Genomic DNA, 18,269 nt, shown 5'->3' with positions numbered 1-18,269 from the left:
GGCCCGGACGGGCCGGAGGATGTGGCAATGACAGCCCGGCGATTACAGGTCCAGCAGCAGACGTGCTGGATCTTCCAGCGCTTCTTTCATTGCGACCAGGCCCAGTACGGCTTCGCGGCCGTCGATGATGCGGTGGTCGTAGGACATTGCCAGGTAGTTCATTGGACGGATCACGATCTGGCCGTTTTCAACAACAGCGCGGTCCTTGGTCGCGTGCACGCCCAGGATGGCCGATTGTGGCGGGTTGATGATCGGGGTCGACAGCATGGAGCCGAAGGTGCCGCCGTTCGAGATCGAGAAGGTGCCGCCGGTCAGGTCGTCCAGGGTCAGCTTGCCGTCTTTGGCTTTGGCGCCGAATTCGCCGATTTTCTTCTCGATGTCAGCGATCGACATCTGGTCGGCGTTGCGCAGGATAGGCACGACCAGGCCGCGTGGCGAACCGACAGCGATACCGATGTCGAAGTAGCCGTGGTAGACGATGTCGTTGCCATCGACCGATGCGTTGATGATCGGGTATTTCTTCAGCGCGGCAACAGCGGCTTTGACGAAGAAGGACATGAAGCCCAGCTTGACGCCGTGCTCTTTTTCGAACTTGTCTTTGTACTTGTTGCGCAGTTCCATGACCGGCGCCATGTTCACTTCATTGAACGTGGTCAGGATGGCGTTGGTCGATTGCGACTGGATCAGACGCTCGGCGATACGTGCGCGCAGACGGCTCATCGGCACGCGCTCTTCCGGACGCTCGCCCAGGCTGGCGATCGCAGGTGCGGCAACTTGTTGCAGTGCTGGCTTGGCAGCGGCTGGAGCCAGTGGGGCTACGGCTGGTGCTTTGGCGCCGGCGGCCAGGGCGTCGCCCTTGGTCACGCGGCCGTCTTTGCCCGAACCGGCGACATCGCCAGCGCTCAGGCCTTTTTCCGACAGGATCTTGGCGGCGGCAGGCATGGCCACGTCGCCTTTCGAACCGCCGGTGGCGGCTGCGGCTGCTGCTGCTGCTGCTGCGGCAGGTGCGGCTGCTGGAGCGGCGGCGGCTGGAGCGGCAACGGCGGCGGCGCCGTCGGTGTCGATGATAGCGATCAGTTCGTCAGCAACCACGGTGCTGCCGTCGCCCTTGATGATTTTGACCAGAACGCCTGCGGCTGGGGCCGGCAGTTCCAGAACGACTTTATCGGTTTCGATGTCAATCAGGTTTTCGTCGCGAGCGACTGCGTCGCCGACTTTTTTATGCCAGGTCAGCATGGTTGCTTCTGCTACCGATTCCGACAGCTGGGGGACTTTGACTTCGATTTGTGCCATGTAAAACTCCGTATATTTTATTGTTACGGCACCCCGCCGCGTAGCAGCAGGGCGCTCCGTCATTAAGTGATTATTTGGTGAGGATGAAGCCCTTCAGCTTCGAGAACGCCGTTTCCAGCAGGTCTTTTTGCTGGGCGTAGTGCTTGTCGTAGTAGCCGACAGCCGGCGATGCCGACGCTGGGCGGCCGGCGTATGCCAGGCGCTGACCTGCGTCCATGCTCTCGAAGATGTTGTGCTGAATCTGGAACCATGGGCCCTGATTCTGCGGCTCGTCCTGCGCCCACACCACTTCCGCCAGGTTCGGGAACTTCTTCAGTTCGGCAGCGAACGATTTGTGCGGGAACGGATACAGCTGTTCAACGCGGATGATGGCGGTGTCGGTCTGGCCGCGGGTCTTGCGTGCGTTGACCAGGTCGTAGTAGACCTTGCCCGAGCAGGCGACCACGCGCTTGACTTTCTTAGCGTCGATTTTCTCGTCGACTTCGCCGATCACGGTCTGGAACGCGCCTTTGGCCAGCTCGTTCAGCGAGGAACCCGCATCCTTGTTACGCAGCAGCGATTTAGGAGTCAGGATCACCAGCGGCTTACGGAACTGACGCACCATCTGGCGACGCAGCACGTGGAAGATCTGCGACGCGGTGGTCGGTTGAACCACTTGCATATTGTTGTCGGCGCACAGTTGCAGGAAGCGCTCTGGACGTGCCGACGAGTGCTCTGGGCCCTGGCCTTCGTAACCGTGCGGCAGCATCATGACCAGGCCCGAAGCGCGGCCCCACTTCACTTCGCCGGAGCTGATGAATTGGTCGATAACCACTTGCGCGCCGTTGACGAAGTCGCCGAACTGGGCTTCCCAGATCGTCAGCGTGTTTGGTTCCGCGGTCGAGTAGCCGTATTCGAAGCCCAGTACCGCCTCTTCGGACAGCACGGAGTCGATCACGGTGAACGGCGCCTGGCCTTCGGCGATGTTTTGCAGCGGCACGTAGGTGCCTGCATCCCAACGCTCGCGGTTCTGGTCGTGCAGCACGGCGTGACGGTGTACGAAGGTGCCACGGCCGGCATCTTGACCGGTCAGGCGCACTGCGTAGCCCGAAGCGACCAGCGATGCGTAGGCCAGGTGTTCGCCCATGCCCCAGTCCAGGTTCAGTTCGCCCTTGCCCATGTTGGCGCGGTCGCCCAGTACTTTCTCGACCAGCGAGTGTACTTTGAAGCCTTCAGGCACGGTGGTGATACGGCCGGCCAGACGCTTCAGTTCGGTCATCGGCACGGCGGTGTCGGCCGAGTCGGTCCACTTGCGGTTCAGGAACGGCAGCCAGTCGACTGCGTACTTGTTCTTGAAGTTGGAGATCACTGGATCGACGGTGTGCTTGCCTGCGTCCATCGCATCGCGGAAGGCGGCTTGCATCTGTTCGCCGCCGTCGGCAGCGATCACGGTCTGGGCAACCAGCTTGTCCGCGTACAGCTTGCGGGTGCCTGGGTGCTGGCCGATTTTCTTGTACATCAGCGGCTGGGTCAGCGCTGGCGTATCTTGTTCGTTGTGGCCCAGTTTGCGATAGCAGATGATGTCGACAACGATATCTTTCTGGAACTGCAGACGGTAGTCCATGGCGATCTGCGAAGCCAGTACCACGGCTTCAGGATCGTCGGCGTTCACGTGCAGCACCGGTGCTTCGATCATCTTGACGACGTCCGAGCAGTAGATGGTCGAACGCGCATCGCGCGGGTCGGACGTGGTGAAGCCGATCTGGTTGTTGATGACGATGTGAACCGTACCGCCCGTGCCGTAGCCGCGGGTCTGGGCCAGGTTCAGGGTTTCCATCACAACGCCCTGGCCTGCGAATGCCGCATCGCCGTGCACCAGGATAGGCAGCACTTGCTTGCCCAGGGTGTCGCCGCGACGGTCCATGCGCGCCTTGACCGAACCTTCAACCACAGGGTTGACGATTTCCAGGTGCGACGGGTTGAACGCCAGCGACAGGTGGACAGGACCGCCAGCGGTCGAGATGTCCGACGAGAAGCCTTGGTGGTATTTGACGTCGCCGGCCGGCAGGTCGTCGCCGTGCTTGCCTTCGAATTCTTCGAACAGGTCTTTAGGCGATTTGCCCAGGGTGTTGACCAGCACGTTCAGACGGCCACGGTGGGCCATGCCGATAACGATCTCCTGCACGCCTTTTTCGCCGGCGCGCTGGATGATTTCGTCGATCGAGGCGATGAACGTTTCACCGCCTTCCAGCGAGAAGCGCTTCTGGCCGACGTATTTGGTGTGGAGGTAGCGTTCCAGGCCTTCAGCTGCGGTCAGGCGCTCCAGGATGTGCTTTTTCTTCTCAGGCGTGAAGTTCGGGGTCGAACGGATCGATTCCAGGCGTTCCTGCAACCAGCGCTTTTCAGCCGGATCGGAAATGTACATGTACTCTGCGCCGATCGAACGGGTGTAGGTGTCGCGCAGGTAGTTCAGCAGGTCGCGCAGGGTCGCGGTCTCTGGGCCGAAGTAGGTGTTGCTGATGTTGAATACGGTGTCCATGTCCGCATCGGTGAAGCCGTAGAAAGTCGGCTCCAGCTCAGGGATCGACGGACGTTCCTGGCGCTGCAGTGGGTCCAGGTTGGCCCAGCGGGAGCCCAGGTAGCGGTAAGCGGCGATCAGCTGGGTTGCGGCGACACGCTTGCGACCCATTTCGGCGTCGGCGGAAGCAACCACGGTGCGGATAGGGCCGGCTTTCGCGCGTTCGGCGAAGGAGGCGATGACGGAGGCGTGAGCGACGTCTGGCTTGTTGGTACCGTCGACGGCCGGCACGTGCTGCATGGCGTCGAAATAGGCACGCCAGTTGTCTGGCACGGAACCTGGGTTGTTGAGATACGCTTCGTACAGTTCTTCAACGTACGGGGCGTTCCCACCAAACAGGTAGGAGTTGGACGTATATTGTTGCATCATATTGCTCACCTTTCTTCGCGCTTCGCGAGGAATTAGCGGGTTAATCTAACCTTCCGCGACACGGCCTGACCGGTTAGCGGATTGCACATCAAGTTGTGGGGAAGGGCTATAGTTCTTCAGTACTACAAAAATCGGTCATTCAGGATAGCACCGGTATTGTATCCCAACAACCATTTGTACGACAAAAAGCGTAACAAATGTTTCGATATTAATTTTCATTTAAGCCGCATGGCTGCGCGGTCGGCGGGCAATGTTTCCATATTTTTAACGGCTTTTGGGGCCGGCCATGGAGGTTGTAGAATAGCGCTTTCCGATCCCCTCCCCGTCTTCATGCACACCCTAGCGCAGTTACGCGCCGGACAACTGGCTGGCATCCAGCGCTTGCAATTGTCCTGCGGCCTCACCGAGTTCCCTCCCGAGATTTTCGACCTGGCCGATACGCTGGAGATCCTCGACCTGTCCGATAACGCGCTCTCCACGCTGCCGGATGACCTGCCGCGCCTGACCAGGCTGCGTGTGATCTTCTGCTCGGCCAACCGCTTCACGGTGCTGCCGGCGGTGCTGGGCGCCTGCCCTGGCCTGACGATGGTCGGCTTCAAGAGCAACCAGATCCGCGAGGTGCCGGCCGCGTCGCTGCCGCCGCAGCTGCGCTGGCTGATCCTGACCGACAACCGGGTCGAGGAGCTGCCCGCCGCCATCGGCGCCTGCACGCAGTTGCAAAAGCTGATGTTGGCGGGGAACCGTCTGCGCGCGCTGCCGCCGCAGCTGGCCTCCTGCACGCGATTGGAGCTGCTGCGCATCGCCGCCAATCAACTGGAGGAACTGCCGGACTGGCTGCTCGGCATGCCGCGCCTGTCGTGGCTGGCTTACGCGGGCAATCCGTTCAGCGCGGCGGATGAGCAGGCGGCCGATGCCGCCACCAGCATCGCCGGCATCCCGTGGGAGCGCTTGCAGATCGGGCAGAAGCTGGGCGAAGGCGCGTCCGGCGTGATCCACCAGGCCGTGCTGCAACAGACTGGCGGCCAACAGGACGTGGCGATCAAGCTGTTCAAGGGCGCCGTCACCAGCGACGGCCTGCCGCGCTGCGAGATGACGGCCTTCGTCAACTCAGGCGACCATCCCAATCTGATCCCGGTGCTGGGTGAGGTGCTGGGCCACCCGGATGGCGTGCACGGCTGCGTGATGCCGCTGATCGATCCCGGCTTCGGCAACCTGGCCGGCCCGCCCAGCCTGGAGAGCTGCACCCGCGATACCTACCCGGCCGACAAGCGCTTCAGCGTTGATGAGCTGTTCGGCATCGCGTGCGGCATCGTCTCGGCGGCGCGGCATTTGCACCAGCGCGGCATCATGCACGGCGACCTGTACGGGCACAACATCCTGCATTGCGGCCGGGGTCGCAGCCTGCTGGGCGACTTCGGCGCGGCCTCGCTGTTCGCGCCGGACGGGCCGCATGCGGCGGCGCTGCAAAGGCTGGAAGTGCGTGCCTTCGGCCTGCTGCTGGAGGAGTTGATGGAGCGCTGCGACCTGCCAGCCGCCACGCAAGCGTCGCTGACGGCCTTGCAGGCGCAATGCGTGTCGGCCGATGTCGGCGCCCGGCCGTCGCTGGAGGAGGCCGAGCGGTTGATTAATTCGCTGCGTGCGTAAGCGCCAGCCAGGCCGGATCGCGGGCGAACCAGTCCAGTAAAAAGTCCAGCATCGCCCGCAGCGCCGGTGACATGTGCTGGCGCGAGGTGTAGATGCCGTAGATGCCCATCTGCTGCGGCGCGTAGTCCGGCAGCAGCGCCGCCAGCTTGCCCTCGGCGATCAGCGGCGCCGCGCTGTACAGCGGTTGCAGCGCGACGCCGGCGCCCTCCACCGCCGCCTTCAGCAAAATCAAATCCTCATTGGCCGACAGGTTGCCGCTGACCGGCACCGAGACCGCATCGCCGTCGCGGTCCGTGAACTGCCACAGGCTCTTGCCGAAATACGTGTACGTCAGACAGTTGTGCGCGGCCAGGTCTTCGGCCCGCAGCGGCGTGCCGCGCTCGGCCAGATAGGACGGCGCGGCGCACACCACTGAATCGCACTGCGCCAGCTGGCGCGCGATCAGGTTTGGCTCCAGCGCGTTGGTGATGCGCAGCGCCAGGTCGATGCGCTGCTCGACCAGGTTGACGGCGCGGTTGTTCATCTGCAGATCGACCGCCGTGCGCGGATAGCGCTTCAAAAAAGCAGTGACGGCGACCGACAGCGCGGCCTGCGCCAGCGATTGCGAGCAAGTGATGCGCAGCAGGCCTTGCGGCGAGTCGGCGTCGGCGCCACCGGCCACTTCCATCGCGTCGGCCAGTTCCAGCATGCGGCGGCAGCGCGCCAGCGTCAGGTCGCCCGCATCGGTCAGGCTCAGGCGGCGCGTGCTCCGGTGCAGCAGGCGGGCGCCGGCCCACTCCTCCATCTCGGCCAGATAGCGCGTCACCATGGCGCGCGACATGTCCAGCGCCTCGGCCGCCGCGATCATGCTGCCGCGCTCGGCAATGCTGACAAAAACCTGTGCCGCCGTGATCCTGTCCATCTATTCGTCCGATTTATGCAATTAACAGGTGCAAATTACCCTATTTTTCTATCGGATAAAGAAATTTAAGATGACGTCATTCCAACTCCACACGAAAGACCATCATGATCAAGCAAACCCTGTTGTCCGCCGCCCTCGCCGCCACCGTTGCCGGCGCCGCCGCCGCCCCGCTGAAGCTGGAAGTGTTCAATCCCGGCGAAGCGGCCATCTTCCCGGTTGCCTCGGTGATCGTCAGCGGCGCCAAGGATGCGGTGCTGATCGACGCCCAGTTCTCGCGCGGCGAAGCGCTCAAGCTGGTCGAACAGATCCGCGCCGGCGGCAAGCACCTGACCACCGTGTACGTCAGCCACAGCGATCCTGACTTCTACTTCGGCCTGGACGTGATCCACGCCGCCTTCCCCGACGCGAAGATCGTCGCCACGCCGCAAACCATCGCCGGCATCGAAAAGAAGAAGGATGCCAAGGTCGCGTTCTGGGGTCCTATCCTGAAGGACAACGCACCGAAGAGCATCATCGTGCCGCAGCCGCTGCAAGGCGACACCATCAAGCTGGAAGGCCAGTCGCTGAAAATCGAAGGCCTGAAGGGCCCGACGCCTGAGCGCAGCTATGTGTGGATTCCATCGATCAAGGCGGTGGTGGGTGGCGTGGTGCTGTTCAACGACCTGCACGTTTGGACCGCCGACACGCAGACTGCCGAATCGCGCAAGCAATGGCTGGCGGCGCTGGACGGCGTGGCAGCACTGAAACCTGCGACCATCGTGCCTGGCCACTTCAAGCAAGGCACGGCGCTGACGCCGGACGCCATCGGCTTCACCCGCGACTACCTGGTGCGCTTCGAAGCTGAAACGGCCAAGGCGGCCAACTCGGCGGCGCTGATCGCCCGCATGAAGGAGCTGTATCCGAACGCAGGCCTGAACGGCGCACTGGAAACCAGCGCCAAAGTCGCCAAGGGCGAAATGAAGTGGTAATGCGCTTGGTGCGTTAGAACTAGACAAATGCATCTAGATATTTTATTCTAGATGCATTGTCCCGCATTCCATCATCGCCATGACCACTGCCCCACCGAAGCCCACCCCGTCCGAACTCGAAATGCTGCGCCTCTTATGGCAAAGCGGACCGGCGACCGCCAAGCAGGTACACCAGGCGGCAGTGGAAGCGCGTCCCGACATGAACTACGCGACGGTGCTGCGGCTGCTGCAAGTGATGCACACCAAAGGCCTGCTGACCCGCGACGAAAGCCAGCGCGCCCACATCTACGCTCCGGCGCAGGAGCAGGACTCGCTGCAAACCAATCTGTTGAAAGAGCTGATCCAGAAAGCCTTCTCCGGCTCCGGCAAGGCGCTGGTGCTGGCCGCCCTGCGCGGCGGTCACGTCAGCAAGAAAGAACGCGAGGAAATCCAGGCGCTGCTGGATCAGGAAAAATAAAGCTGATCTACAATGAGGCCCCATTCATCAGAGCCTTACCTATGATCAGCCGTCTCAACCACTGGCCCGAGCGCCCTCACCCTGTTATCGCCGTCATGCTCGCGCTGGCGATTTGTGCGGTGCCCATCATGTTGCCGCATTTCCGCCTGCAGGATTTGATGGCCAACCTGTTCGCCTACTTTGCCTGCTGCATCCTGGCCTATCCGGTTGCGGCCGTGCTGCGGCGCCGCGTCACCGGCCTGCTGTCGATCTGGGCGATCGCCATGGTGCTGTTGCTGCTGGTGTGCCTCTATCACACCAACATCATCACGGAAACCGCCAACCTGCCCTGGCCGCAGCGCCAGCCTGTCGTTATCGGCAAGTTCCTGTTCAACCTGCCGCAAGCCACGCTGGGCGTGATCGCCTGGTGGCTGCTGGTGGTGCGGCCCGACCGGCGCAACCCTCAATCCGAATCGGACTGACAGCGCGCCGCCGGCCGCAACCACTACATCACTTCAAAGGCTGGCCGCTGGCATCGAGCTTGATGACTTCGCCCCAGCCCAGTTCGCGCACGCCAGCTTCGATCTTGCGCACATCGCCCACCACCAGCCACACCACCTGCTCCGGATGGATGTACTTCGGCGCCGCGTCGGCCAGCTGCGCCTGCGTCAACGCGCTGATGCGGCTGGCGTAGTTGGTCCAGTAGTCGTCCGGCAGGCGCAGGTTCACGCTCTGCAAGGCCGCGTTTTCCAGCGCGTCGATGGACTCGAAGCGCGCCGGCAGGCGCGACGTCATATTGCGCATGATGCTGGCGTATTCCTCGCCAGCCAGCGGACGCTCGCCCGCCGCGCCCTTGATCTCCTTCGCCACTTCCAGCATCGCCTCTTTGGTCTTGTCGGTCTGCACCGGCGCCATCACCGTGAAGGCGCGCTGGCCGCGCACATTGGTCAGGCCCGCCGAGGTGCCGTAGCTCCAGTGCTTGTCCAGACGCAGATTGCGGTTCAGGCGCGAGGTGCTCATGCCGCCGAAGTTCTGCATCACCGGCTCCATCGCCAGATCCTCAGGCTGGCCGTGCGGCTGCGATACGTGCGCCGCCACGATCATCGACTGCGGCGCATCCGGACGATCGATCAGGTACACGCGCTTGCCCTGCGTAGCCGGCGCCGCCACCGACGGCTTGACCGGCGCGCTGCCAGCCGCCCATTTGCCGAACGACGCTTCCAGCATTGGCATCAGCTTGGCCATGGTGGTGTCGCCGGTGACGACCAGCGTCGAGCTGCCCGGCTTGAACCACTCGCGATGCCAGTTCACCAGATCATCGCGGGTCAGCGCTTCGACCGTCTTGTCATCGCCGCTGGCCGGTTTGCCGTAGGCGCTGTCTGCACCGTACAGCAGGCCGGCCATCACGCGCTGCGCACTGCCGGCCGGCGAGGATTTCTCCTGCGCGATCTGGGCGATGCGGCGCTGCTTCTGCAGCTTGAACTGGTCGGCCGGGAAGCTGGCGTTGAGCGCCGCGTCGGCCATCAGGTCCAGCGAAGCGCCCAGGTTGGCGGCGGTCGATTGCAGGCGCACCAGCGTCCGGTCGGCCTGCGTGGTGGTGCCCAGTTGCGCGCCCTGCATTTCCAGCGCGTTCGACAACTGGAAGGCGTCGCGGGTTTTGGTGCCCTTGTCCAGCAGTTCCAATGCCAGCGAGGCCAGACCGGACTTGGCCGCGCTATCGCTGGCCGCTCCCGCATCGACCGACAAGGCCGCGTTGACGATGGGCGCGCCGTGGCGCTCGATCAGCACCACATTCAGGCCATTGGCCAGGCGCGCACGCTGCATAGCCGGGAAGCTGACGGCAGGCGCATCGCCCAGCGGCGGCAGCACCTTGCGGTCGATCGCGGTCTTGCCCGCGGCCAGTTTAGGGAAAGGCTTGACCACCATCGTGTAGTGATGCACACCGTGCAGCCACTTGTTGGCGGTCGCCTTGACGTCGGCCGGCTGGGCTGCGGCCAATGCGCGCAGGTCGCCCAGGTAGGCGTCCGGCGAGCCGCCGAACATCATGCTCTCGGCCAGCAGGCCGCTGCGGCCACCGCCGCCGCCCAGGCGTTCGATCTGGCGCGCTGAATCGGCATAGAACTTGGTGCGCACGCGCGCCAGCTCATCGGCGGTCGGGCCATGCGCCAGCAGTTCATCGACCACCGCGTCGATCTCGCGCTCGACCACGGCGACATCGACGCCCGGCTTCAGCGTGGCGCGGATGGAGAAGGTGCCGGCCAGCTCGTTGCCGTCGGCGCGGGCGTTGACGCCGGTGGCCAGGGCCTTGTCGTACACCAGGCGCTTGGTCAGTCGCGCGCTCTTGGAGCCGGTCAGCACCTCGGCCAGGATGGACAGGCGCACCGTTTCCGGATCGCCCCACACCGGCGCGTGATAGCTGCGCTGGATGCGCACCTGCGCAACCTGGTCTTCCATCTCGTCGCGGATGTTGCGGTCCAGCGTGGGGATCCAGCTGTTGGTGCGCACCAGCGGCGGGCCGGGCGGAATGCCGTCGAAGTACTTCTTCACCGTGGCCAGCGCCTGCTCCGGCTTGATGTCGCCGGCCAGCACCAGTACCGCGTTGTTCGGGCCGTAGTAAGTGCGGTACCACTCCTTGATGTCGTCCAGGCTGGCGGCGTTCAGGTCTTCCATGTAGCCGATCACCGGCCACGAATACGGATGCGAAGCCGGATACATGCGCTGCGCTTCCTCGATGTGCACGCGGCCGTAGGGCTGGTTCTCGCCCTGGCGCTTCTCGTTCTGCACCACGCCGCGCTCGCGCTCCAGCATCTCCTTGCTGATGTAGTTGGCGAGGAAGCCCATGCGGTCGGCCTCCAGGTACAGCGTGCGGTCCAGCGCGGAGACCGGCACGTCTTCATAGAAGTTGGTGCGGTCGTTGCTGGTGGTGCCGTTGCGGCTGCTGGCGCCCAGGTCGTCCATCGCTTCGCGGAAGCCGTGCGGATAGTTTTCCGAACCGTTGAAGAAGAAGTGTTCGAACAGGTGGGCGAAGCCGGTCTTGCCGCGCTTCTCGTTGCGCGATCCGACGTGGTACCACACGTTGACGCTGACCAGCGGCACGCTGTGGTCTTCATGGACGATCAGCGTCAGGCCGTTCTGCAAGGTGAACTTCTGATACGGGACGGTGTACGGTTTCAGGTCGACCACCGCAGCCTTGGGCGCGGCGGCCGGCGCCGCGCCGGCAGGATTAAAGGCAGACGCCACCAGGGCGGCAAGCAGCGATACACGCAATGTGCGTTTCATATGGTATGTGGAAAGTTTTTTGGAATGCCAATCCTACAATCTTTCTCTTGTTACTCCAAGTAACAATATGGGAAATGGCCTTTTAAATAAGCATGCTATAAAGACAGCACACCCATCGTCAGGAGTCCGTCATGCAAAGCAAGCTGCCCTTACTTCCCTTGTCCATCGCCGCGCTTTGCGCCCTCGGCGGCTGTGGCGGCTCCGGCGGCGACAACACCCCGCCGGCGCCCGTCGTCACCAAATACGCGATAGGCGGCACCGTCACCGGTCTGCCCGCCGGCGCCGCGCTGACATTGACCAACGGCGGCGACAGTGTCGATGTGCCGACCAGCGGCAACTTCACTTTTCCGACCACCGTCCCGGCGGGCACGGCCTATGCCGCCGTCATCAAAACGCAAAGCGCCAGCGCCACCTGCAAGCTGGAAAACGGCAGCGGCACGGTCGGCAGTGCGGCAGTGAACAACATCGCCGTCAAGTGCGCGCCGGTGCTGCTGGCGACGCTGCCCTTCACGCCCGCCCCGCAGTTCGCGGCCGATTACCAGGGCAACGTCTACCTGGCGGACACGGGCCAGAACGCCATCCGCAAGCTGTCGCCGAGCGGCGTGCTGACACTGCACGCGGGCGGCGCGGCCGGCGCGCCGCTCACCGCGCCGAACGCGGTGGGCATCAGCCGCAGCGGCCTGCTGCGCGTGATCGACCAGGCGGACGACGCCTCCTACCGCTTCCGCATCGTCGGACTGGACGGCGTCGTCAATCCCAACACGACCAAGCTCGCGGGTCTGCGCTACAACTGGATTGCCGCCTCCGCCTACGAGGAACTGGCGGCGGTCGACCAGGGCGGCGCCAGCGTCATGCGCCTCAATCCCAAGCTCGGCAACTCGCTCATCACGCGCGCCGAGGTGGCAAGCCTGCTGGCCGGCACGCAAGGCAGCGCCGCCAACTACGCGCCCGCCTCGGTCGTCTACGGCAATGAGACGGACAGCGTGCTGTACATCGCCGACAGCGGCAACTCGGTCATCTACAAACTGGTGCCGCAGGGAGGGTCGACCGTGTTCGCCGGCATCCCGGGCGTGCGCGGCGCGGCCGATGGCGCCGCCGGCACCGGCAGCCTGAACCTGACCGCCGCCAGCGCGCTGGCGATGGACGAGCAAGGCAACCTGTACGTCAGCGGCAGCGGCGCGGTGCGCAAGATCGCGCCGAACGGCACGCTGTCCACGCCGCAACTGGCGTGGGGCACGCCGGCCCTGGCCAGCATCGCCTATGCCAAGCCGATGCTGTACGGGCGCGTGCAGAACACGGTGATCCAGACCTACCTGCCCTAAGCGACCGGCGATCAGCGCTGTTCCGGTAGATTCACTTAAAAATAAACTGTTTTCAAAATTTCATTAACTTATTTATAATTAAATTTCTGACGAATCATTACAGGAGGATCCGTTGAAAATGAAAATCTGGTGTGCCGCGATGGCTACGGGCGTGCTGCTTCTTGGCACCGCACAGGCCCAATCGTATGTTTATAAGAATCTGAGCCTGCCCGACGTCGACGGGGTTGCTAGGGCGATTAACAACCAGGGCCAGATTGTAGGCTCCAGCTACTTCGAAGGCGCTGGCAACCATGCGACCCTGTGGAGCGGATCGACGACTACTGATCTCGGCTCGCTCGGCCCATCCAGCAGCGCCGCGAGAGCGATCAATGGCAGCGGCCAGACCGTGGGCTATTCCTTGTACAGCAGCACCTCGATAACGGCCACCTCCTGGAATGCTGCCAGCGGCAGCCCACTCGCGCTCTCACCCGGCACTCAAAGCAATGCGAGAGCGATCAATAATGCAGGCCAGATCGCCGGCTATACAACCGCGGCCCCTGGCTCCTCAAGGGCGACGGTCTGGAACGGCAACAGCACGACCTACCTGCCCACCCTTGGCGGCAACGACTACGCCCTCGGCATCAATAACCACGGCGTGGTGGTCGGCGATGCCTACTTTACCGGCAGTGAGGCATCGCACGCCATGGTATGGGAAGGCGGCGGCGTGCGCGGACTGGACACACTGGGAGGCGCCGGCAGCAGCGCGGCAGCGGTGAATGACAACGGCGCGATAGTCGGCTCCTCCCAGCTGGCCAATGGCACCTGGCAAGCGACGCTGTGGAATGGCGACACCGTCAGCAACCTGGGAGCGCCCGGCTACGATGGCGGACAGGCTTGGGCGATCAACAATCGCAACCAGGTCGTAGGCTACACATATACGGGCAATAACAACGACAGCAGCACATGGCGCGCCACGCTGTGGGACGGCGGACGCATGGTCGATCTCACCAGCTTTGTCGATAGCGACAGCAGAGCGGCAGGCTGGGTGCTGACGCAGGCATACGGCATCAACGACAACGGCTGGATCGTCGGCGAAGCCACCAACCTGCAGACCTTCAGCCGGCACGCCTTCCTGCTGTCGGTCAGTGCGGTACCCGAGCCCTCCGCCTACGCCTTGCTGCTGATGGGCCTGGCGTGCATGGGCATGCTCAACGGCCGCCGCATTGGGAGTACGAAAAAAAGCCCGCCGGCCTGAACACGCTCAAGAGCGCATCCAGTACCGGCGGGCTTTTTATGTGCTGCGTAGGACCGGCGATTAACGCTTGTCCAGCGGCTTCACTTCACGCGTGGTCGAACCGACGAACAGCTGGCGTGGACGGCCGATTTTCTGTTCTGGATCGGCGATCATTTCGTTCCACTGGGCGATCCAGCCGATGGTGCGAGCCATGGCGAAGATACCGGTGAACAGCGACACTGGGATGCCCAGTGCGGACTGCACGATGCCCGAGTAGAAGTCGACGTTCGGGTACAGTTTGCGCGAAACGAAGTATTCGTCGTTCAGTGCAATCTTTTCCAGTTCCATCGCCAGCTTGAACAGTGGGTCGTCTTGCAGGCCCAGTTCGTTCAGCACTTCGTAGCAGGTTTCGCGCATCAGTTTTGCACGCGGGTCGAAGTTCTTGTACACGCGATGACCGAAGCCCATCAGCTTGACGCCGGAGTTCTTGTCTTTCACCTGAGCGATGAAGGCAGGAATGTTCTCGACGGTGCCGATTTCCTTCAGCATGTTCAGCGCCGCTTCGTTGGCGCCGCCGTGGGCAGGGCCCCACAGGCAGGCGATACCGGCAGCGATACAGGCGAACGGATTCGCACCCGACGAACCGGCCAGACGCACGGTCGAGGTCGATGCATTCTGCTCGTGGTCCGCGTGCAGGATCAGGATACGGTCCAGGGCGCGCACCAGCACGTCGTTGACTTTGTATTCTTCGCACGGATTGCCGAACATCATGCGCATGAAGTTGGCGCTGTACGACAGGTCGTTGCGTGGGTACACGAACGGCTGGCCGATCGAGTATTTGTAAGCCATCGCCACCAGGGTAGGCATCTTGGCGATCAGACGGATGGCCGATACTTCACGGTGCTTGGCATCGTTGATGTCCAGCGAGTCGTGGTAGAACGAAGCCAGCGCGCCGACGGTGCCGACCAGTACCGACATCGGGTGCGCGTCGCGGCGGAAGCCGCGGAAGAAGAATTGCATCTGCTCGTGGACCATGGTGTGCTTGGTCACGGTTTCGACGAACTTCTCTTTTTCGACCTTGTTCGGCAGTTCGCCGTTCAGCAGCAGGTAGCACGATTCCATGAAATCGGCGTTCACGGCCAGTTGCTCGATCGGGTAGCCGCGGTACAGCAGCTCGCCCTTGTCGCCGTCGATGTAGGTGATCGACGAGTTGCATGCCGCGGTCGACATGAAGCCCGGGTCGTAGGTGAACTTGCCGGTGCCGGCGTACAGTTTGCGGATGTCGATCACGTCAGGACCGACGGTGCCTTTGTAGATCGGGAATTCTACCGATGGGCTGCCATCGGAAAACGATAGGGTGGCTTTGTTATCAGAGGTGTTCATGGACTCTTCCTTCTTGGAGAGATGCGACAAATAAAAAAAACGAAACTTTTCTGGGTGTGTCTTTACGCGCGACGCAGTCGCTGCAGCAGTGCGTGCACATGCGGCAGATCGACCTCGCCTTCCGGCTCCTTGCGGGCCAGTACCAGATCCATCAGGGCATTGTCCGACAAATCGAGGAGCCGCGTGAATGCGTCCACTTCTTCGTCGGTCAATTCGGTTTCATGCGCATCGAGAAAACGGGTCAGGATAATATCGTTTTCCAACAGGCCCCGGCGGGAACGCCACCGCAGGCGCGCTCGGTTGGCGGGGTCGGCCTGATGCGCTGAGCTGTTCGGTTCAGTCATATGGATGTGCTACTTTATACGAAAACGGGCGACGAGGCCGCCGCCCGTGAAATGCAGCTTAGATCGCGCGGCGTACCATCAATTCCTTGATCTTGCCGATCGCCTTGTTCGGGTTCAAACCCTTAGGGCAAACGTCGACGCAGTTCATGATCGAGTGGCAGCGGAACAGGCGGTACGGGTCTTCCAGGTTGTCCAGACGCGCGCCGGTGGCTTCGTCGCGCGAGTCGGCGATGAAGCGGTAGGCTTGCAGCAGGCCAGCTGGACCGACGAACTTGTCCGGATTCCACCAGAACGATGGGCACGACGTCGAGCAGCACGCGCACAGGATGCACTCGTACAGGCCGTCGAGCTCTTCGCGCTCGGTCGGGGTTTGCAGGCGTTCTTTTTCAGGACGGATCGAATCGTTGATCAGGTAAGGCTTGATCGAATCGTACTGTTTGAAGAACTGGGTCATGTCGACGATCAGGTCGCGGATCACCGGCAGGCCTGGCAGCGGACGCAGCACGATAGGCTCGGTCAGCTCGTTCAGGTTGGTGGTGCAGGCCAGGCCGTTTTTACCGTTGATGTTCATCGCGTCCGAACCGCACACGCCTTCGCGGCACGAGCGGCGCAGGGCCAGCGAATCGTCGACGTCGGACTTGATGCGCTGCAGTGCGTCCAGCAGCATCTTGTCGGTGTCTTTCAGCTCGACCGTCACGTCCTGCATGTACGGCTTGGCGTCCTGGTCCGGATCGTAACGATAAATTTTCAGTTTGAGAGTGCGTGCCATGTTCTAGCCCTTAGAAAGTACGTGGTTTCGGTTTGAAGGTATCAACCGTCAATGGCTTGGTAACGACCGCTTTGTATTCCAGTCGGTTGCCTTCCGAATACCACAGGGTGTGCTTCATCCAGTTGTCGTCGTCGCGGTGCGGGAAATCGCTGTGGGCGTGGGCGCCGCGCGATTCCTTGCGGGCGACAGCCGACGTGATCGTCGCTTTCGCGGTTTCGATCAGGTTGTCCAGTTCCAGCGCTTCGACGCGCGCGGTGTTGAACACCTTGGATTTGTCTTTGAACGACACGTGCTTGCGGCGCTCGTCGAGCACCATGATTTCCTTGGCGCCCTGGGTCAGCAGCTCGTCGGTACGGAACACGCCGCAGTACTTCTGCATCGTGGCGCGGATGTCGTTGGCGACGCCCTGCACTTTTTCCGAGCCGGTCGAGGTTTCCAGCTTGTTCAGGCGGCCCATGGCGAAGTCGGCGGCGTCCTTAGGCAGAGGCTTGTTCTCTTTCTGCTTCAGGTTTTGCGCGACGACGTGGTTGCCGGCCGCGCGGCCGAAGACCACCAGGTCCAGCAGCGAGTTGGTGCCCAGGCGGTTGGCGCCGTGCACCGATACGCAGGCGCATTCGCCGATCGCGTACAGGCCGTTGACCACGCGCTGCGTGCCGTCGCCGTTTGGCGTGACGACCTGGCCGTGGATGTTGGTTGGAATACCGCCCATCTGGTAGTGGATGGTTGGCACGACCGGGATCGGTTCCTTGGTCGCATCGACGTTGGCGAACTTGTGGCCGATTTCCAGAATCGACGGCAGGCGCTTGGCGATGGTGTCGGCGCCGATGTGGCGCAGGTCCAGCATGACGTGATCCTTGTTAGGACCGCAGCCGCGGCCTTCCTTGATCTCCTGGTCCATCGAGCGCGACACGAAGTCGCGCGGCGCCAGATCCTTCAGCGTCGGAGCGTAACGCTCCATGAAGCGCTCGCCTTCGGAGTTGATCAGGATACCGCCCTCGCCACGTACACCCTCGGTGATGAGGACGCCGGCGCCGGCCACGCCGGTCGGGTGGAACTGCCAGAATTCCATGTCTTGCAGCGGCAGGCCGGCGCGTGCCGCCATGCCCATGCCGTCGCCGGTGTTAATGAAGGCGTTGGTGGAAGCGGCGAAGATACGGCCTGCACCGCCGGTGGCGAAGATGGTGGTCTTCGCTTCCAGGATCATGCATTCGCCGGTTTCCATTTCCAGGGCCACTACGCCGACCACGTCGCCTTCGGCGTCGCGGATCACGTCCAGCGCCATCCACTCGACGAAGAAGTGGGTGCGGGCGCGCACGTTGCGCTGGTACAGGGTGTGCAGCAGTGCGTGGCCGGTACGGTCGGCCGCGGCGCAGGCGCGCTGCACGGCTTTCTCGCCGAAGTTGGCGGTGTGGCCGCCGAACGGACGCTGATAAATGGTGCCGTCTGGGTTACGGTCGAACGGCATGCCGAAGTGTTCCAGCTCGTAGACGACCTTCGGTGCTTCGCGGCACATGAATTCGATCGCATCCTGGTCGCCCAGGTAGTCGCCACCCTTGACGGTGTCGAACATATGCCAGAACCAGTTGTCTTCGGCCATATTGCCCAGCGATGCGCCGATGCCGCCCTGTGCCGCCACGGTGTGCGAACGGGTTGGGAAGACTTTCGACAGCACCGCCACGTTCAGACCGGCTTCAGCCAGTTGCAGGGATGCGCGCATGCCGGAGCCGCCGGCGCCGACGATTACCGCGTCAAAGCGGCGGGTAGGGATTGCAGATTTGATAGCTGCCACGA

At 62.8% G+C, this 18,269-nt stretch carries 14 protein-coding genes; 6 read left to right on the top strand and 8 right to left on the bottom strand.

The genetic code is table 11. The annotated features are described in order from the left end of the window. Positions 1-42: 42 nt before the first annotated feature. A complete protein-coding gene (gene odhB / locus GEV01_RS06905) occupies positions 43-1,293 on the bottom strand; it encodes a 2-oxoglutarate dehydrogenase complex dihydrolipoyllysine-residue succinyltransferase (RefSeq protein ID WP_152802876.1) in 1,251 nt (416 codons plus the stop codon). A 70-nt stretch (positions 1,294-1,363) separates the two neighbouring features. Beyond that, entirely contained in the window at positions 1,364-4,219 is a 2,856-nt protein-coding gene (locus GEV01_RS06900; RefSeq protein WP_070357675.1) for a 2-oxoglutarate dehydrogenase E1 component, read from the bottom strand. Positions 4,220-4,549: 330 nt separating this feature from the next. Between GEV01_RS06900 and GEV01_RS06895 the strand changes: the two genes are divergently transcribed. Continuing rightward, the gene (locus tag GEV01_RS06895; protein ID WP_152802873.1) at positions 4,550-5,863 is read left to right on the top strand and encodes a leucine-rich repeat-containing protein kinase family protein; all 1,314 of its coding nucleotides are present in this window, start codon (positions 4,550-4,552) and stop codon (positions 5,861-5,863) included. Here the strand turns inward: GEV01_RS06895 and GEV01_RS06890 are convergent. Then, entirely contained in the window at positions 5,844-6,764 is a 921-nt protein-coding gene (locus tag GEV01_RS06890) for a LysR family transcriptional regulator (protein WP_152802871.1), read from the bottom strand. The genes GEV01_RS06895 and GEV01_RS06890 overlap by 20 nt on opposite strands. Positions 6,765-6,868: 104 nt before the next feature. Here GEV01_RS06890 and GEV01_RS06885 point away from each other — a divergent pair, with 104 nt between their 5' ends. From GEV01_RS06885 to GEV01_RS06875, 3 genes are all read left to right on the top strand, one after another. Then, entirely contained in the window at positions 6,869-7,732 is an 864-nt protein-coding gene (locus GEV01_RS06885; protein ID WP_152802869.1) for an MBL fold metallo-hydrolase, read from the top strand. 79 nt (positions 7,733-7,811) lie between these two features. Next, entirely contained in the window at positions 7,812-8,189 is a 378-nt protein-coding gene (locus GEV01_RS06880; protein ID WP_070268588.1) for a BlaI/MecI/CopY family transcriptional regulator, read from the top strand. A gap of 41 nt (positions 8,190-8,230) precedes the next feature. Then, the gene (locus GEV01_RS06875; RefSeq protein WP_008450677.1) at positions 8,231-8,650 is read left to right on the top strand and encodes a hypothetical protein; all 420 of its coding nucleotides are present in this window, start codon (positions 8,231-8,233) and stop codon (positions 8,648-8,650) included. A 28-nt stretch (positions 8,651-8,678) separates the two neighbouring features. On the opposite strand, the gene GEV01_RS06870 is transcribed toward GEV01_RS06875, so the two are convergent. Then, positions 8,679-11,447, bottom strand: a complete 2,769-nt coding sequence (locus GEV01_RS06870) for a M16 family metallopeptidase (RefSeq protein ID WP_152802867.1) — start codon at positions 11,445-11,447, stop codon at positions 8,679-8,681. Positions 11,448-11,578: 131 nt separating this feature from the next. Between GEV01_RS06870 and GEV01_RS06865 the strand changes: the two genes are divergently transcribed. After that, positions 11,579-12,769 carry an NHL repeat-containing protein gene (locus GEV01_RS06865; RefSeq protein ID WP_152802865.1) on the top strand — a complete coding sequence of 397 codons (1,191 nt, stop codon included), beginning with the start codon at positions 11,579-11,581 and terminating at the stop codon, positions 12,767-12,769. A 118-nt stretch (positions 12,770-12,887) separates the two neighbouring features. Next, complete coding sequence (locus GEV01_RS06860; protein ID WP_235914311.1) at positions 12,888-14,003, top strand: PEP-CTERM sorting domain-containing protein; 1,116 nt, start codon at positions 12,888-12,890, stop codon at positions 14,001-14,003. 60 nt (positions 14,004-14,063) lie between these two features. Here the strand turns inward: GEV01_RS06860 and gltA are convergent, their stop codons facing one another. From gltA to sdhA, 4 genes are all read right to left on the bottom strand, one after another. Beyond that, positions 14,064-15,365 carry a citrate synthase gene (gltA, locus tag GEV01_RS06855; protein WP_008450682.1) on the bottom strand — a complete coding sequence of 434 codons (1,302 nt, stop codon included), beginning with the start codon at positions 15,363-15,365 and terminating at the stop codon, positions 14,064-14,066. A gap of 62 nt (positions 15,366-15,427) precedes the next feature. Continuing rightward, positions 15,428-15,709, bottom strand: a complete 282-nt coding sequence (locus GEV01_RS06850) for an FAD assembly factor SdhE (RefSeq protein ID WP_008450683.1) — start codon at positions 15,707-15,709, stop codon at positions 15,428-15,430. Positions 15,710-15,767: 58 nt separating this feature from the next. Beyond that, a complete protein-coding gene (locus GEV01_RS06845) occupies positions 15,768-16,478 on the bottom strand; it encodes a succinate dehydrogenase iron-sulfur subunit (protein WP_008450684.1) in 711 nt (236 codons plus the stop codon). Positions 16,479-16,488: 10 nt separating this feature from the next. Next, positions 16,489-18,267 carry a succinate dehydrogenase flavoprotein subunit gene (gene sdhA, locus GEV01_RS06840; RefSeq protein ID WP_328595452.1) on the bottom strand — a complete coding sequence of 593 codons (1,779 nt, stop codon included), beginning with the start codon at positions 18,265-18,267 and terminating at the stop codon, positions 16,489-16,491. Between the last annotated feature and the right edge of the window lie 2 nt (positions 18,268-18,269).

Origin of the sequence: Rugamonas rivuli, assembly GCF_009380165.1 — a bacterium.
Classification (GTDB): Bacteria; Pseudomonadota; Gammaproteobacteria; order Burkholderiales; family Burkholderiaceae_D; genus Rugamonas; species Rugamonas rivuli.
The sequence above is the reverse complement of the archived record's forward strand: the minus strand, read 5'-3'. Positions and strand labels throughout refer to the sequence as shown.

What these genes read in the sequence shown, in the direction of transcription:
- gltA (WP_008450682.1), bottom strand. Translation starts at nt 15,365, where the DNA reads ATGAACACCTCTGATAACAAAGCCACCCTATCGTTTTCCGATGGCAGC.
- odhB (WP_152802876.1), bottom strand. Translation starts at nt 1,293, where the DNA reads ATGGCACAAATCGAAGTCAAAGTCCCCCAGCTGTCGGAATCGGTAGCA.
- GEV01_RS06875 (WP_008450677.1), top strand. Translation starts at nt 8,231, where the DNA reads ATGATCAGCCGTCTCAACCACTGGCCCGAGCGCCCTCACCCTGTTATC.
- GEV01_RS06845 (WP_008450684.1), bottom strand. Translation starts at nt 16,478, where the DNA reads ATGGCACGCACTCTCAAACTGAAAATTTATCGTTACGATCCGGACCAG.
- GEV01_RS06865 (WP_152802865.1), top strand. Translation starts at nt 11,579, where the DNA reads ATGCAAAGCAAGCTGCCCTTACTTCCCTTGTCCATCGCCGCGCTTTGC.
- GEV01_RS06900 (WP_070357675.1), bottom strand. Translation starts at nt 4,219, where the DNA reads ATGATGCAACAATATACGTCCAACTCCTACCTGTTTGGTGGGAACGCC.
- GEV01_RS06870 (WP_152802867.1), bottom strand. Translation starts at nt 11,447, where the DNA reads ATGAAACGCACATTGCGTGTATCGCTGCTTGCCGCCCTGGTGGCGTCT.
- GEV01_RS06850 (WP_008450683.1), bottom strand. Translation starts at nt 15,709, where the DNA reads ATGACTGAACCGAACAGCTCAGCGCATCAGGCCGACCCCGCCAACCGA.
- GEV01_RS06880 (WP_070268588.1), top strand. Translation starts at nt 7,812, where the DNA reads ATGACCACTGCCCCACCGAAGCCCACCCCGTCCGAACTCGAAATGCTG.
- GEV01_RS06895 (WP_152802873.1), top strand. Translation starts at nt 4,550, where the DNA reads ATGCACACCCTAGCGCAGTTACGCGCCGGACAACTGGCTGGCATCCAG.
- GEV01_RS06885 (WP_152802869.1), top strand. Translation starts at nt 6,869, where the DNA reads ATGATCAAGCAAACCCTGTTGTCCGCCGCCCTCGCCGCCACCGTTGCC.
- GEV01_RS06860 (WP_235914311.1), top strand. Translation starts at nt 12,888, where the DNA reads ATGAAAATCTGGTGTGCCGCGATGGCTACGGGCGTGCTGCTTCTTGGC.
- GEV01_RS06890 (WP_152802871.1), bottom strand. Translation starts at nt 6,764, where the DNA reads ATGGACAGGATCACGGCGGCACAGGTTTTTGTCAGCATTGCCGAGCGC.